Genomic DNA, 14,931 nt, shown 5'->3' with positions numbered 1-14,931 from the left:
CATTGGCGATTGAAAAATCAATGCTCAATGCTCTGTATATGAAATAGTGGTACGCTGTTCCATGTAACCTGAAACCTGCAACCTGACACTGCTTTCTACTGCGGTTTAGCCCAGGCTGCTGCTGATAATGCAGGATTTATATCGTAGCTCTCATAGGTAACTGTTTGCGCATGTTTACCTGCCTGAATGATTTCGGTATATGGCAATAAGATATTGCCTGTTCTTTTGTAGTCAGAATAAGTTACAGTTGTTGTGCTGTTATTCGCATCGGCTATTACAAGCGCTTCGAGGCGGCTGCTTTTGTTATTGATGATATAACCGGCGCGGACTTTTTCAACGAGCACCATAACCGACGACAGATCGTATTGTGAACTTTGCAACGTAGCAGTTGATTTGGCCAGAATGTCGGAACGCAAACCAATCAACCCGCAAAGCAAAAAGCGTTTTAATTCGGTTACACGTTGGGGCGACATGGTGGTATACCCGGTTCCGTCATAGCTCCAGCCGGTATTGCCTTCGAGCTGTTCGGTTAAAATCACATTACCCTGCAGCGAAGATTCAAGGCGAACCGCCTGACGATGATAATCAGCTATCATGGTTAATGTAAGGTTATTGCTGCTCATCACTGCTTTTAACGTGGTTAAATTATCAAGGTTTTTACCGCCGTGTGTAACATTGGCTTTTTGCATCAGGGCCATACCTGCATCGAGTATATCGGCTGGTTTGGCAGCGGGTTTGGTGACAGCAACATCGCCTGTTTGTGCTTTTGCAGGGTTGTTCTCTTCATCGCGATAGTATATGCGACCATCGATCACTGCAATGGAATTTTTGCTGCAAAAGAAGCTCCAGGTTTCGGTAGCTCCCTTGTCTGATTTCACGGTTAACTGACTTTGCTTAATGGTAAAGGTGCCTTCGTCTTCGCTTTTTGTTCCAACCGAATTGTTGAGCGCGTTTAAGCGATTACGGCTGAAGCGGCCTGCATCGGTAAATGACAACCCATCCTGGCGGCCATTGGTTCTGATATATTTGAAAAATCCTGCAGGAACTTTTTCGGTAATGTCTATCTTAACAAAAGTGGCAGCGCCCGACTGACCGGTTTCGCCGGTAACGCTTAACAGAATTATTTTTTCAGCTCCGTCGCTGAGGAATTTCATTCTTATCTGGTTGCCGGTAATAGTATAGGTGCCATCAACCCTTTTTTGCCAGTCGGGCTTATCGAGCTGACTGCAAAAAGAGAAATTAGGGCGGAAGTAGTATACATAATCGGTTCTTTCCATCTCTCCGGCATCTGAGCTTTGATTGTACTCATACTCAGTGCCTGCATACACTGCATTAATAGTTTGATTTTGTGCCCATAGGTTTGTAATGGATAACAGCGATAATAAAAATAAAACGCCGGTACGGATTCGCTTGAAAATGGTAAGTGTCATGTTAACGTTTGTATATAAAAATTCAAAAAGTTTGCCGAAATAGCAATAGCCTTAATCAAAAGATCAATCTTTAAAGCGGATGAATTAGCAGGAGCAGCAGCAGATATAGCATATCGTTTTTATGTATCCGATATCACTAATATTGCTTCCTTTTCTACGAAAAGAATATTAATGACGAAGTGAGCGACTTTGAACTGAACATTACCTGAGCTGCAAATATAATAGGATTATTTTAATTTCATATGCCGGTGTATGGGGATTGCCGTGGGGTGTTAGTATAAATACGTTGGCCTGCAAAAGCTTCAATACACGGTTAATACCTAAGTAATTATATTACCTGTTGTTTTGATATTAATTATGTATGAAGAAAAAAATATATAATATTATTGGTGAAAGGGCTGATATTTTGTTTTTTCGGGCAAATGAATGTGCTATAGAGTATCTTTCGCTATCTGTACACAATGTTCCGACAACAGTTTCATGCGACCATTTTGTTTTTGAATAATCAACCCGCATCGTTGATCATCTTTAAATGTAGAACCCTTCCAGGTGCCGTTTCCCTTCCATCTTGAACTTACTACTGCTGTATAGCCATCGATAAACACCTCCACTTCACTTCGGTTGGCATTGAGTAACCGGTAATAATCAGCAGCCAGCATAGCCAGCGATTCGGCGCGTTTATTAACCTTTCCGGTAGATGTAAAATAGGTATACGAAGTACCAAATAATGAATCAACCCGTGCAATATTCTTTGAGTTCCATGCATCATCGTATTGCTTCAAAAAAGCCATTATTTCTTCGCGGGAAATAGTTGGGGCAGTGAATGATTTTCCTGTTTGACAGGCTACAGAAAATATTGCGGCTGCTATGGCCACCGGAAAAAGCAGTTGGGCCTTCATTTTTTTGGTAAATATATTTTGAGAAACAGATAACGAAATCCTAAAATCGATTGTAGAAACGAAAATGCCACGGATAGGTCCGTAGCATTATTCAGACTTCATTCATTGTTACATGCCTGGAATTAAGGGGCGTCCTATAGCTTCCCGGAAAGGCCAGGGAATAGATGATAGCACTACCAGTAACGCAATTAAAAAGAACCAGAATGCTTTTTTATATTTAACGGTATCGGCAATTGATTTTTTTGCCTGTCCCCGCCCAATTGTTATCAGTACAATGGCAAGGATCATCATAGTCGGATGCTCAACCCAGTAAAAACGGTAGAAAGCATCTTTCATTACTTTGGTACCTTCTGGCAGGGTAGTTGTAAACATACCATAGCGCCCGAACAATATCAGAATTAAACCAACCAGCAACGTAGTATGAGCCGAGATCATGGTGAACAACCATAATTTTTTATCACCGGCCGATAACGTTTTATTGCTCTTCCAGCCCGAAAAACTTTTAACGATTGATGCCAGTAAAAGCACCAGCAAAACCCAGCGCAGATAACTATGAAGTATAACTAAAGCATTCATATGTGTGATTTGGCGCAAAGCTAAAGGCTGGTTGCTGAAATGCGAAAAAGATTTATATAGATTTAGGGATTTTGCGATTTCTGGATTTAAATCAAAAAATCACAAAATCAGAAATTGCTTAATCCTGCCAGTCAGCAATAAAAATATTGGTATCGTGGGTGCCGCCATTGTTGCGGTTACTGCAGAACACGATCTTTTTTCCGTTGGGGCTGAACATGGGAAAAGCATCGAAGCCTTTATCGCGACTGATCTTTTGTAGCCCGCTGCCATCCTCGTTTATAGTGTAAAGATTAAAAGGAAAACCTCTTGTGTATTCATGGTTCGACGCAAAGATGATGTGTTTGCTATCGGGTAAAAAAGCGGGCGCCCAGTTGGCTTTTCCCAGATGCGTGATCTGCTGCGCATTACTGCCATCGGCATTGGCTACAAACACCTCCATTTGTGTAGGCGCTACCAGATTTTCGGCCAGCAGATCTTTATACGTTTTTATTTCTTCGGGTGTTTGGGGCCGCGAAGCGCGCCATATTATTTTTTTGCCATCGGGACTAAACCAGGCGCCGCCATCATAGCCCAATGTATTGGTAATTCTTTTTTCTTTACCGGTTTGCAGGTCCATTATATACAGGTCGATATCGCCGTCTTTAACACTGGTGTAGATCATTTTTTTACCATCGGGCGAAAGCGTTGCTTCGGCATCGTATCCTTTGCTGTGTGTAAGCTGTTTAACGATCTTTCCGTTTAAATCGGCCATGAAAATATCATAGCTGCTGTATAAAGGCCATATGTATTTATTACCGTATTTTGAACGGTCGGGCAATGGCGGACAACTATCACCACCAGATTGCGTAGAGGCATAGATCACATGTTTGCCGTCTTTGGTAAAAAAGCCACAGGTAACTCTGCCCTTACCGGAGCTTATCATTTTGTATTGAAAAGGGGCTCCTGGTTCGGGTATCTTTCCAATAAACAACTGATCGCATGGCAAACCTTCTTTTGCGTTGGTACGTTGAAACACGAGCCATTTTCCATCAAAGCTGAAATACGCCTCGGCATTGTCGCCGCCAAACGTAAGTTGTTGTATGTTCTTAAAATGCTTTTCTTCAGGATATAAAACCGTATCGCCGGGTTGAGTTTTCAGATCATACTGAACGGTAAATTTTTTAAAACTGATTATGAACCCGGCTGAACAAAACAGCATAATGAAGAATATCCATTTTTTCATGTATAAACATTTTTATATGAGCGTATAGTAGCTATTAATTTTGAATTTTGCCCTTGAATAAATCTGTGTTTATCTGTGTAATCTGTGGCAAAGATATCGGGGCGCCGAAGGCGAATCCGTGGTCCCGCAAATGGCGGGACTGCCGGGCGTAGCGAAGGAGCACCGAAAATGAAGTTAATTTTGTTAAATAGCTTTGCATGCCGGAATATTGTCATAAGTACTTTGTAAAAATCGGTTAGTTTTGCGATCGGCCGGCGGGCCTTTGAATAAATATATATACAACGATGAAAAAAAGGTTGTCCTTACATGGTTTGTTATTAATTGGTATATGTTGGTTGTGCAGTTGTAGATCCGGCGAAAACAACGCAGCATCGGACCAAAAAATATTGAGCTCGCCTCCCTATGCAGGTCTTACCGACAGCATTGGTAAATTTCCCAAAAATCCCGATCTGTATTTGCAAAGAGCCGTATTGCTTTCGCAAAATAACCGGCACGAGCTGGCCATGCCCGATTATAAAAAAGCATGGGAACTGAAACCCGAAGAACATGTGGCTTTGCAATATGTTGCTAATCTGATGCTGGTAAACCGTACCGATGAAGCCGTACGTTTATTGAAAGAATGCGTAGCTACATGGCCTGCTAATCCCGAATTGCATCGCCGGTTAAGCGAAATTTACACACAAACCGGTCAAATAAAAAAAGCAGTAGAGCAATATGATGAGTGGGCGCAGCAGGATTCACTGAATTTTGAAGTATTTTATGAAAAAGGCGTTTTATTGGCACGCATACAGGATACCGCCGCCGCTATAAAGGCGCTGGAACATTCATATAAACTGCAACCCATCAATTACAATGGCCTTGCACTGGCCGGTTTGTATGAAGCCACGTTAAATCCGAAGGTGCTTACCATTTGCGATGAACTGATACACAAAGATACCACCGGTATTGTGAATGATGTATTGTACCTGAAAGGCAGTTATTACTCCGATACCAAACAATACGATAAGGCCATGGCGCTGTTTAATGAATGCATTCGCCGCGACTGGAAGTTCGCCGATGCATACATTGAAAAGGGCATTGTGTTGTATGAACAAAAAAGATACGACTCGGCCCTGAACGTATTTGTTATGGCGGCTACTGTATCAAATACCAATCCCGATGCCTGGTTCTGGATGGGGCGTTGTTACGAAGTGCTTGGCAAAAAAGACCAGGCCCTGCTGAATTATGAACGAGCCTTAGCTATTGATAAAAATTTTGAAGAAGCGAGGGAAGGGATCAGGAGATTGAAGAAGAGTTGATTGGTTAACAAGTTGATCAGTTAACAAGTTAACAAGTTAACAAGTTAACAAGTTAACAGGTTGACTGATTAACTTTTTAACTTATCAACCTTTCAACTTATCAACTTTCGTCAACTTGTAAACTAACAAATTAACTTTTCAACTAATAGACAATGCCAATCGTAGCACCCTCTTTTTTATCGGCCAATTTTCTAAATCTCGAGGCAGATTGTAAAATGATCAATGAAAGTGAGGCCGACTGGTTTCATCTGGATGTTATGGACGGGCGGTTTGTTCCCAACATCACTTTCGGCCCAATGATCATCAACTTTATTCGCAAAACAACTACCAAAGTATGCGATGTGCACCTGATGATCGTTGAACCTGAAAAATATGTGGAGGACTTTAAAAAAGCAGGGGCTGATATATTAACGGTTCATATTGAAGCCTGCACGCATTTGCACAGGAATATTGAACAGATTAAATCACTGGGCATGCAGGCCGGTGTAGCGCTGAACCCGCATACACCGGTTGAATCATTGAACGAAGTTTTAGATGATATAGATGTGGTGCTGATCATGAGCGTAAACCCCGGTTTTGGCGGACAAAAGTTTATTTTGAATACGATACAAAAGATACGAACCCTGCGCCGCATGATACACGAAAGAGGACTATCAACAAAAATTGAAATAGATGGGGGCGTAACATTAGAGAATGCGCACAGCATCATACACGCCGGCGCCGATGTACTGGTAGCTGGCAATACCGTGTTCAGATCAAAAGATCCCAAAGCAACGATCGCTCAATTGAAAAAAATATAGTGATACCTGCATGGCAAAAGACCTTTTTTCGAACCAGGCATCGATATATGCGCAATACCGTCCCGGTTACCCGCACGAATTATTCGATCATATACTGCAGTATGTAAACAACAAACAAACTGCCTGGGATTGCGCCACCGGCAACGGACAGGCAGCCCTTGAACTGGCCCGGTATTTCGAAAAAGTTATAGCTACCGATATCAGCGATAAGCAATTGCAGCAGGCGCCATCGCACGAAAAAATTATCTGGCAGGTAAGTACAGCCGAAAATACTCCTTTTGCCGATAACAGTTTTGATTGCATCACCGTAGCCCAGGCTTATCACTGGTTTCAGTTTGATGCCTTTCATAAAGAAGTAGTACGGGTGGCAAAACCACAAGCTGTAATTGCCATTTGGGGATATAGCCTGGTGATTTGCGACCATGAAGCGCTGAACAATATCATCAAAACATTTTACCGCGAAACAGTAGGCCCTTATTGGGATAAGGAAAGACGCTATATCGATGACCATTACACTACGGTTCCCTTTCCCTACGATGTATTACCTTCAAAAGAATTTAAGATAAACGTTCAATGGACCCGGCAGCAACTGATTGGTTATTTCAATACATGGTCGAGCGTGCAGCATTTTATAAAAGCTATTCAGTACAATCCGGTTAACGAGTTGGCTGCTGCCATTGAGCAGGTATGGGGTGGTGATGATGTGATGGATTTTTATTTTCCGCTTTTCCTGAAGTTGGGAAGAGTAAAGAAGTTGGAAGTCTGAAGTCTGAAGTCGGAAATCAGAAACATACAGCTGAAAGTATGGTTTGCGTATTTAGTTAGCATTTTCATTGTTTGATAAATGAACGTTTTATGAAGGCCCTGGTGCTGGAAGAATATATGAAGCTGGTATACCAGGATGTTCCCATGCCTGAGATGGGAGAGGAGGATGTATTGGTGAAGGTAAAGGCTGTGGGTATTTGCGGCAGCGATGTGCATGGTATGGATGGAAGCACCGGCCGCCGCCTGCCGCCAATTATCATGGGACACGAAGCAGCCGGTGTAATTGAAGCTACCGGCAAACAGGTATCCGGCTGGCAACCCGGCGACCGCGTCACCTTCGATTCAACCATTTACCGCCGTAACGACTGGTTTACCCAAAACGGTATGTACAATCTCAGTGATGGACGTATGGTGCTGGGCGTTTCGACCCCTGAATTTAAAAAACAGGGCGCCTTTGCAGAATACGTAACTGTTCCCCAACATATTTTATATCGTATTCCCGATACCGTAAGTTTTACCGAAGCAGCGCTTACCGAACCCGCAGCAGTGGCTCTGCATGCTATTAATTTAAGCGGCATAACAACCAACGATGTAGTGATTGTTATAGGTGCAGGAATGGTGGGCACATTTGTGATTCAGTTGCTGACCATTACAGGATGTAAACAGGTAATTGCTATTGATGTAGATAAAGATAAACTGGCCATGGCAAAACAACTGGGCGCCAACGCCTGCTTTACGCCGGATGATGAAGCATTGCAGAACACCATTATGCAGCTCACCGGCCAACGCGGGGCAGATGTGGCCATTGAGGTAGTTGGTGTAAATGCATCCATTCAACAGGCTATTGCTTTGTTACGAAAAGGTGGTACGCTTACTTTGCTTGGCAATTTGTCGCCCGAGGTAACCATACCATTGCAGGCAGTTGTTACACGTCAGTTGCGACTGCAGGGTTCCTGCGCCATCAATGGCGAATACCCGGCTATTCTTGACTTAATAGCCAATAAGCGATTAAACATGAGCGCAATCTTATCGGCCGAAGCGCCGCTGGCAGAAGGCGCCTCATGGTTTGAACGATTATATAAAAAAGAGAAGGGATTGATGAAGGTGGTGTTGCATCCCTGAGCGAAGTCGAAGGGACTTCAATCATGTCCTGAGCGCAGTCGAAGGACAACAGAATAAAATAAAAGAATCTCTCATGCAAAAACTCAGATCGGCTATCATTGGTTGTGGTAAAATTGCGCAGGTACATGCGCAGGTCCTAAAAAATATCGATGAAACAGAACTGGTGGCTGTACAAAGCCGAAATGAAGAAAAGGCAACTGCCACAGCCAACCGTTTTGGGGTTAAACCATATACCGATATTGCACAAATGATCCGGAGCGAGCAGGTGCAGGTGGTAGTGATATGTACACCGCATCCTGCCCACCGCGAGGCGGCTGTTATTGCCATGCAAAACGGAGCGCATGTGCTTACCGAAAAACCATTGGCTGTTTCGCTTGAAGATTGTGATGCCATGATAAAGGCGGCAGCAACTTATGACAAACAGTTGGGAATGGTTAGCCAGCGCCGTTTTTTTCCGGCCTGTATGCGAATAAAAAAAGCTATCGACGAAGGTAAGATGGGTACACCTATGCTGGGTTCGGTTGTTATGTATGGCTGGCGCGATGAAAAATATTATGGCAGCGATCCCTGGCGCGGTAAATGGAAAGAAGAAGGAGGCGGGGTGCTGGTAAACCAGGCGCCTCACCAGCTCGATCTGCTGCAATGGTACATGGGCAGCGAAATGGAAGAACTGTACGGCGTATGGCAAAATATCAATCACCCTTATATTGAAGTAGAAGATACGGCTGTTGCTATTATCCGTTTTAAAAACGGAGCAGTAGGAAATGTCATTGTAAGCAATGCGCAAAAACCGGGTATTTACGGCAAGGTGCATATACACGGGTCGAATGGCGCATCGGCCGGTGTACAAACCGATGGCGGCGCCATGTTCATAGCCGGACAATCATCTATTTTAGAACCGCCTTTAAACGATATATGGACCATACCGGGTGACGAACAGTTATTGAAATCGTGGCATGAGGCCGACACCGCAGCGTTCAATGCCGGCGATCCGGTTGAATATTATATACGTATGCAGATCAGGGATTTCATATTGGCTGTATCAGAAAACCGGCAACCGCTTGTAACTGCACAGGAAGGAAGAAAAACGGTTGAACTGTTTACCGCTTTATATCGCTCGATGAAGGAGAGAAAACCCGTGCGCTGGCCATTGTAGTCAATGGGCAATGGTCAATAGGCAATAAGCAATAGGAACTTCTCACCCAATTGACTTTGAGAAATTAATTCTACAGAAAAATATCTTTTATCAATGTCCCGCAGAAGTGCGGGACATTTTTTGCATAGATATATGTGAGTGATTTATTTTCAAATAAGAGCAGGCTACTGGTTACAGTGAGCTGCTGATAAAACAACTTGTTATGGCAACAAAAACAAGAGCTACGAAGAAAGAGAAAAAAGAAGTTGAGAAAGATCTTTCCAAAACATACAATGAGTTTAAGCAATTTGAAGGGCAGCTTTATACAGGCATGAAAATAGGCCGCAGCCATAAGTGGTATTATGATCAGGGCGAATGGAAAGAAACAAAGGTAACTCCCGATCTATGGACGATATCTTATGCCGTTACCAAACGCAGGGCAGGAAAGGCGCCCGAAGGTTCGGGTGTACCGGTGGGTACAGAATATCATTGGTACATTCTGGCGCATCAGAATGTACGGAAGTTAGACGCGAACAGTTACACGACTTCGCTTACAGGTCTTAAATACAAACTGGCACACCGCAGAGCCAATAACGACAAATGGAATATCAGTGAAAAGGCCCAGCGAAAAAGGTTGATTAAGATATTGAAAGAATTAATCGGCCAGTTAGAGAAAGAACCCGCCAATCTTAACCAGGCGCCCGATACCAAAGTGGTACCAAAACCTAACCAGGCGCCTGTTAAACGCACACCGGTTAAAGCAAAAAAGAAAGTTTCATCGAAAAAGAAAGATCCTGTTGAGATGGAAAATATGTAAACAAAGTTGAAAAGTTGATCAGTTGAAAAGTTAACATGTTAACTGGTTAACAGGTTAACCTGTAAACTTATAGTCAACTGAGAAATAATTTCCTCAGGAACCAATTCCCTTAATTTTCAGGGCGTAATGATCAAATGCCCGCTGGCAGTGGATTTGCATTGTTATTGACAAACAAATACGTTTGTTATGGTAATTAACGAAAAAGAATTTCCAGTGGTAGTACAGGCGTATCAGTCAACAACTACCGGCGAATTATTTGTGGCAGAACAAATGGTAAACACACAGGCAGAAGCAGATACTTTCAGCAGCCGTTATGCCGGTTATATTATTAAAGCAAGAGTAGTAAAAGATGATGAACTGATAACTGACCGCCATACTGCTGCCAGGCGTTCGGCCGTACATCGCAGGGGCATACCTGCATGGGCCATTGTATTGTTATTGCTTGTAGTGTTGATTGTGGTTGGTTTTACAACAGGATGGATACAACGAACCTTCGACATTACCCTGAAATAATAGATTCGTTCCGTTTTCGTTAACCGGGGGATTATTGTAAACGAGTAAAATCGTACCCGCAATATCCGCCGGTTTTTTTTGAAGAACGAGGTCAGAAGTCTGATGTATGATGTCTGAAGAACCTCCGGTTCGATACTGTTGAGTGAATTTAACCTTCAGAGTCTTCTGACTTCCGACCTCCGACTTCGGACTTCCGATAAAAAAAATGGGGCCCGATTAGAAAATCAGCCCCTTTACAAAACACGCCTTCCAAATTAATATTGTAAAGTATATAACTGTATAAAGTAAGAATCCCCCAGGGCCCCCACGGCCGTACAATCAGCAACCAATTTCCATTTGTACCTCACTCATTTTCTTTTTCCTTTTCTGCGCTTTTCGCTGATTGCGTTGTTGGCATGTATATTTCCAACCAAATGCCAAAAAATAACATATTGATAGTCATTGTGTTGTGTGGTGTGCCAAAAAGATTCCTGTCCCGGCAAGGGAAACCTTTTCCAACTATAGTATGCGTGCAGGTTAGATGTACATAAAAGTACTTACCGGTATAAAGGGCAGGCTTATACTAAAATTGATCAAATGCAAGTGTGATAGTGCGTTAGGTTATAACTTATGATACATTTGTTCAAGTACCGAGTGTGTTTCATATACCCATATAGGTGCGTTGTCGGGCCATACAAATTCATATTGTACAATCAGGTCGCGTAATATATCATACCCTTTCATTGCCTGATCATTATTGTAAAAACAGTTAATCCACGAGTCGTCGACCTTATCTCTGTCGGGCAGTCCAATACCACGGTGGTACCATTCGAAAATATGCGGTAATCCCAAAAATGAAATATTGGCTTTGTTGCGCTTAATATTATCGCGGTAATACAAGGCATAAAAGCGAATGCATTGTTTTACCCGTTGTTTGATAGCCGAATCATTTTCAGCATGGGCCGGTTTAATGCGCCACTGATTATTGACCGGGTGAAATGGATCGTTGTACATATTCTGATGATTCAGCGCATCGGATGTTAAATTGATGTACAAGGAATCTTTCTTTCCTTTACAGGCAAGCGATAAACGGTATGCACCGATATGTTGTATGAGGTATTCTTCCTGTTTCTTTCCGCTGAACGAAAGAATTAAAACCGGTCCCTGATTAGATTTGCGCAGGCGCCACTTACCTGTGCGAAAATGACTACGCGGATTTTGCACTACGCCCGAATCTTTAAACAGGGCCAGTTCGGGATAGATACGTATATTTTTTTCATCCATTACCAGTTCGATAGAAGAAATATCGTTCATGCCAGCCAGTTCCCAGTGCTGGCAAAGAATATCACTGATATTTATTTTTTGAAAACCGGCAACGCTGTTCATGGCGGTATCTTTGCCGGTTACAATAGTTTCTTTGAAAATAAAAGAATCTTTGCTATGCTTCGATGATGACCGGTTGCCGGGTGAATAACAGCCGCAAAAAATGAGCAACGCTACAAAACAATAAACCAGGTAAGGCATATGGGTTAAATGGGCGCGTACTTCCCTGCGCTTTGGGATCGTAAATATAAAGGTCTGGCTAATTAATTAGTGTGGGTTTTTAATAATTATTACATCCATTGACCCCCGCTTTTGATAAAGCTTACGCCTTTGTGCTCCGGGCGCTGACAACCGTCGGCCAAAGCCTATGGCGTCGGATGAAGCTTTTTCGCAGGAGCCTAAAACCTCAGCAACACGCTTAAAGTGGGCGAAGCATTCACCATTGACCATTCACCATTGACCTTCGACGAACAATAAAATTGACCATTTTCAGTTTACAGTAAGACCAATTTCAACTAATTTCGACCGCAATAAAACTAACCCGGGTGAAATTTATCCCATTTTTACTAATAGCCTTCGCTGTTTGTTTTTCGTGTGAAGCAGTAGCGCAAAAGAAAACGGCCTGGGTTTCGGGCCGGGTGGTGGGCGAAAACGAACAGCCCCTGGAAAATGTTTCGGTTGTTGTGCTGGGGCGTTTAAAAGGTATTACTACAACAGATTCCGGTACATTCAGACTTCGGGTACCGGCCGATAAAGCATTTGCCATTGTATTCAGCTATACCGGTTATAAATCCGAACAACGCAACCTTCTGCTCAATGAAAATGAACAGGAATATGTGGTTGTTCGTATGGAGCGCGGAACGCGGGAACTGGAACCGGTAGTTGTAACCGATCAGCGGCAGCGTCGCGAGGCGGGGCTGGTTGTCATCAATCCCAAAAACGCTATCAATATTCCTTCTCCTACAGGCGGCATTGAAAGTTTGATAAAAGTATTTGTAGGCTCCAATAACGAATTAACCTCCCAGTATTCGGTTCGTGGCGGTAACTACGACGAAAACCTGATATATGTAAACGATTTTGAAGTGTTCAGGCCTTATCTTGTACGCAGCGGTCAGCAGGAAGGGTTAAGCTTTATAAACCCCGAACTGGCGCGAAATGTTAGCTTTTATAACGGCGGTTTTCAGGCCCGGTATGGCGATAAAATGTCGTCGGTGCTGGATATTCAATATAAAAAGCCCCGGCAGTTTGGGGGATCGGCTTATGTAGGGTTACTCGAACAGGGCTTTCATCTCGAAGGCATAACAAAAAATAATAAATTCACTTACCTGATCGGTATTCGCAACCGCAGCAACCGCAATTTGCTTAAAAGCCAGGAAACGCAGGGCAACTATGTGCCTTCAAGTTCTGACCTGCAGGCTTTACTAACCTACCAGCTCAATGCAAAAAATACCATCGAGCTGTTGGGTAATATCTCCCAAACAAAGTTTACGCTTATTCCTGAATACAGTCAGCTTACTTCTTCGGTATTCTCACCTTACTTCAGCGCCAACCTGGGATTGGATATTTATTTTGATGGCCGTGAAGAAGACAAGTACCGTACCAATATGCTTGGTTTGTCGTTAACACAGCAGCCTAAAAAGAACCTGCGGTTAAAATGGATGCTGAGCCGTTTTGAAAACGACGAAAGAGAAAACATCGATATCACCGGAGCTTATTTATTCGGCGAACGCGAATTCGACAAAAGCAAACCCGATTTTGGACTCATCAACAACCCGCTTGGCGCCGGATTGTATCAAACCTTCGCCCGCAATAAATTGAATATTCAGGTATGGAATGCCTCACACAAAGGCATGCTCGATAAAGGGCATCATTACCTGCAGTGGGGGCAAACCATAGAGCGGCAAACCATCAACGATAAGCTGCACGAATGGGAGTACCAGGATTCAGCCGGCTATAACCTGCCGTACAATCCCGATGGGCTTGTGATGAACAAAGTGCTCAATTCAAAAGCCGATCTGTCAATAACCCGGCTGTCGGGCTATTTGCAGGATAATATAATTGTACACGATTCAATGGGCGTAGTGCTTCAGGCCGGTGCGCGGTACAATTACAATACATTAAATAACGAATTGCTGATATCGCCCCGCGTTGGTTTTTCGTGGAAGCCCGCCCGCTGGAAAAAAGATATTATTTTCCGTGGCGCTGTTGGCATATACGACCAGCCTCCTTTTTACCGCGAGCTGCGCCGGTACGATGGTACCGTTAATAAAGACCTGAAAGCACAAAAGAGCTGGCAGGTTTCGGCCGGGTTCGATTATAATTTCAGATCGGGCAACCGTCCGTTCAGGTTAACCACCGAAGCTTATTATAAAAATATGTGGGATGTGGTGCCTTATGATATTGACAATGTTCGTTTGCGGTATTTTGGTGAAAACAGTGCCAAAGCCTATGCTGTGGGTTGGGAAACCCGCTTGTTTGGCGAACTGGTAAAAGATGCAGAAAGCTGGATCAGTATTGGCCTTATGCGTACACGTGAGAACATCAAGGGCGATACCTATTATGATTATACGCTCGATTCGACCGGTGCGGTAAAAGACAGTTCGCTGAAAGAAGCAGGCTGGTTACGCAGGCCTTCCGACAGGTTTTTAACCTTTGGTATGTTTTTGCAGGATTACCTGAGCACCAATAAAAACCTTAAGGTATACCTGAACTTTTTATATGGAAGCAATTTACCCTACAATATTCCGGGTAGTGTAAAATATCGCAATGCGCTTATCATAGAACCATATATACGTATTGATATTGGATTCAGCGCCCTGCTGCTCGACAGCGAAAAAAGCAATCGCCGCAGCCATAGCCCCTTCCGCAATTTTGAAAATATATGGGCTACATTCGAAGTGTTCAACCTCATCGACCGCGACAATACCATTTCGTACATGTTGATCAAGGATTTCTCCAACACCGTTTATGCCATGCCTAACCGCCTTACACCCCGCTTGCTGAATTTGAAGCTGGTGGCACGGTTCTAAAGTAAGCAGGCAATAGACAATCC

General features: G+C 43.4%; 13 protein-coding genes. 8 read left to right on the top strand and 5 right to left on the bottom strand.

The genetic code is table 11. The annotated features are described in order from the left end of the window. Nucleotides 1–95: 95 nt before the first annotated feature. From AC59IL_RS13570 to AC59IL_RS13555, 4 genes are all read right to left on the bottom strand, one after another. The gene (locus tag AC59IL_RS13570; protein WP_496552685.1) at nt 96–1,430 is read right to left on the bottom strand and encodes a hypothetical protein; all 1,335 of its coding nucleotides are present in this window, start codon (nt 1,428–1,430) and stop codon (nt 96–98) included. A gap of 431 nt (nt 1,431–1,861) precedes the next feature. After that, entirely contained in the window at nt 1,862–2,329 is a 468-nt protein-coding gene (locus AC59IL_RS13565) for a nuclear transport factor 2 family protein (RefSeq protein WP_496552684.1), read from the bottom strand. A gap of 108 nt (nt 2,330–2,437) precedes the next feature. Continuing rightward, nucleotides 2,438–2,905, bottom strand: a complete 468-nt coding sequence (locus tag AC59IL_RS13560) for a hypothetical protein (protein ID WP_496552683.1) — start codon at nt 2,903–2,905, stop codon at nt 2,438–2,440. Between the two features lie 118 nt (nt 2,906–3,023). Then, nucleotides 3,024–4,127 carry a TolB family protein gene (locus AC59IL_RS13555; protein ID WP_496552682.1) on the bottom strand — a complete coding sequence of 368 codons (1,104 nt, stop codon included), beginning with the start codon at nt 4,125–4,127 and terminating at the stop codon, nt 3,024–3,026. A 386-nt stretch (nt 4,128–4,513) separates the two neighbouring features. Between AC59IL_RS13555 and AC59IL_RS13550 the strand changes: the two genes are divergently transcribed. The 7 genes from AC59IL_RS13550 (at nt 4,514) to AC59IL_RS13520 (ending at nt 10,577) form a co-directional block, all read left to right on the top strand. Then, nucleotides 4,514–5,425, top strand: coding sequence for a tetratricopeptide repeat protein (locus AC59IL_RS13550; RefSeq protein ID WP_496552681.1), 912 nt, complete (start codon nt 4,514–4,516; stop codon nt 5,423–5,425). Nucleotides 5,426–5,577: 152 nt separating this feature from the next. Further along, entirely contained in the window at nt 5,578–6,225 is a 648-nt protein-coding gene (rpe, locus tag AC59IL_RS13545; RefSeq protein WP_496552680.1) for a ribulose-phosphate 3-epimerase, read from the top strand. A gap of 10 nt (nt 6,226–6,235) precedes the next feature. Continuing rightward, nucleotides 6,236–6,991 (top strand): class I SAM-dependent methyltransferase, encoded by a 756-nt coding sequence (locus tag AC59IL_RS13540; protein WP_496552679.1) that lies wholly within the window; start codon nt 6,236–6,238, stop codon nt 6,989–6,991. Between the two features lie 89 nt (nt 6,992–7,080). Further along, nucleotides 7,081–8,112, top strand: a complete 1,032-nt coding sequence (locus AC59IL_RS13535) for a galactitol-1-phosphate 5-dehydrogenase (RefSeq protein ID WP_496552678.1) — start codon at nt 7,081–7,083, stop codon at nt 8,110–8,112. A gap of 73 nt (nt 8,113–8,185) precedes the next feature. Beyond that, a complete protein-coding gene (locus tag AC59IL_RS13530) occupies nt 8,186–9,268 on the top strand; it encodes a Gfo/Idh/MocA family protein (RefSeq protein ID WP_496552677.1) in 1,083 nt (360 codons plus the stop codon). Between the two features lie 202 nt (nt 9,269–9,470). Further along, nucleotides 9,471–10,064 carry a hypothetical protein gene (locus AC59IL_RS13525; protein ID WP_496552676.1) on the top strand — a complete coding sequence of 198 codons (594 nt, stop codon included), beginning with the start codon at nt 9,471–9,473 and terminating at the stop codon, nt 10,062–10,064. Nucleotides 10,065–10,250: 186 nt separating this feature from the next. Then, complete coding sequence (locus tag AC59IL_RS13520) at nt 10,251–10,577, top strand: hypothetical protein (RefSeq protein ID WP_496552675.1); 327 nt, start codon at nt 10,251–10,253, stop codon at nt 10,575–10,577. 600 nt (nt 10,578–11,177) lie between these two features. Here the strand turns inward: AC59IL_RS13520 and AC59IL_RS13515 are convergent. Further along, nucleotides 11,178–12,080 carry a hypothetical protein gene (locus tag AC59IL_RS13515; protein ID WP_496552674.1) on the bottom strand — a complete coding sequence of 301 codons (903 nt, stop codon included), beginning with the start codon at nt 12,078–12,080 and terminating at the stop codon, nt 11,178–11,180. Between the two features lie 344 nt (nt 12,081–12,424). Between AC59IL_RS13515 and AC59IL_RS13510 the strand changes: the two genes are divergently transcribed. Next, on the top strand, nt 12,425–14,908 hold the full coding sequence (locus tag AC59IL_RS13510; RefSeq protein WP_496552673.1) for a TonB-dependent receptor: 2,484 nt from the start codon (nt 12,425–12,427) through the stop codon (nt 14,906–14,908). Nucleotides 14,909–14,931 lie beyond the last annotated feature (23 nt).

Source organism: Niastella sp. sgz303648 (assembly GCF_059587045.1).
Note: the sequence above shows the minus strand (reverse complement) of the source record. Positions and strands in the feature narration are given on the sequence as shown.

Coding starts and splice junctions, on each gene's coding strand:
- AC59IL_RS13570 (WP_496552685.1), bottom strand. CDS start 1,430: ATGACACTTACCATTTTCAAGCGAATCCGTACCGGCGTTTTATTTTTA.
- AC59IL_RS13565 (WP_496552684.1), bottom strand. CDS start 2,329: ATGAAGGCCCAACTGCTTTTTCCGGTGGCCATAGCAGCCGCAATATTT.
- AC59IL_RS13560 (WP_496552683.1), bottom strand. CDS start 2,905: ATGAATGCTTTAGTTATACTTCATAGTTATCTGCGCTGGGTTTTGCTG.
- AC59IL_RS13555 (WP_496552682.1), bottom strand. CDS start 4,127: ATGAAAAAATGGATATTCTTCATTATGCTGTTTTGTTCAGCCGGGTTC.
- rpe (WP_496552680.1), top strand. CDS start 5,578: ATGCCAATCGTAGCACCCTCTTTTTTATCGGCCAATTTTCTAAATCTC.
- AC59IL_RS13540 (WP_496552679.1), top strand. CDS start 6,236: ATGGCAAAAGACCTTTTTTCGAACCAGGCATCGATATATGCGCAATAC.
- AC59IL_RS13535 (WP_496552678.1), top strand. CDS start 7,081: ATGAAGGCCCTGGTGCTGGAAGAATATATGAAGCTGGTATACCAGGAT.
- AC59IL_RS13530 (WP_496552677.1), top strand. CDS start 8,186: ATGCAAAAACTCAGATCGGCTATCATTGGTTGTGGTAAAATTGCGCAG.
- AC59IL_RS13525 (WP_496552676.1), top strand. CDS start 9,471: ATGGCAACAAAAACAAGAGCTACGAAGAAAGAGAAAAAAGAAGTTGAG.
- AC59IL_RS13520 (WP_496552675.1), top strand. CDS start 10,251: ATGGTAATTAACGAAAAAGAATTTCCAGTGGTAGTACAGGCGTATCAG.
- AC59IL_RS13515 (WP_496552674.1), bottom strand. CDS start 12,080: ATGCCTTACCTGGTTTATTGTTTTGTAGCGTTGCTCATTTTTTGCGGC.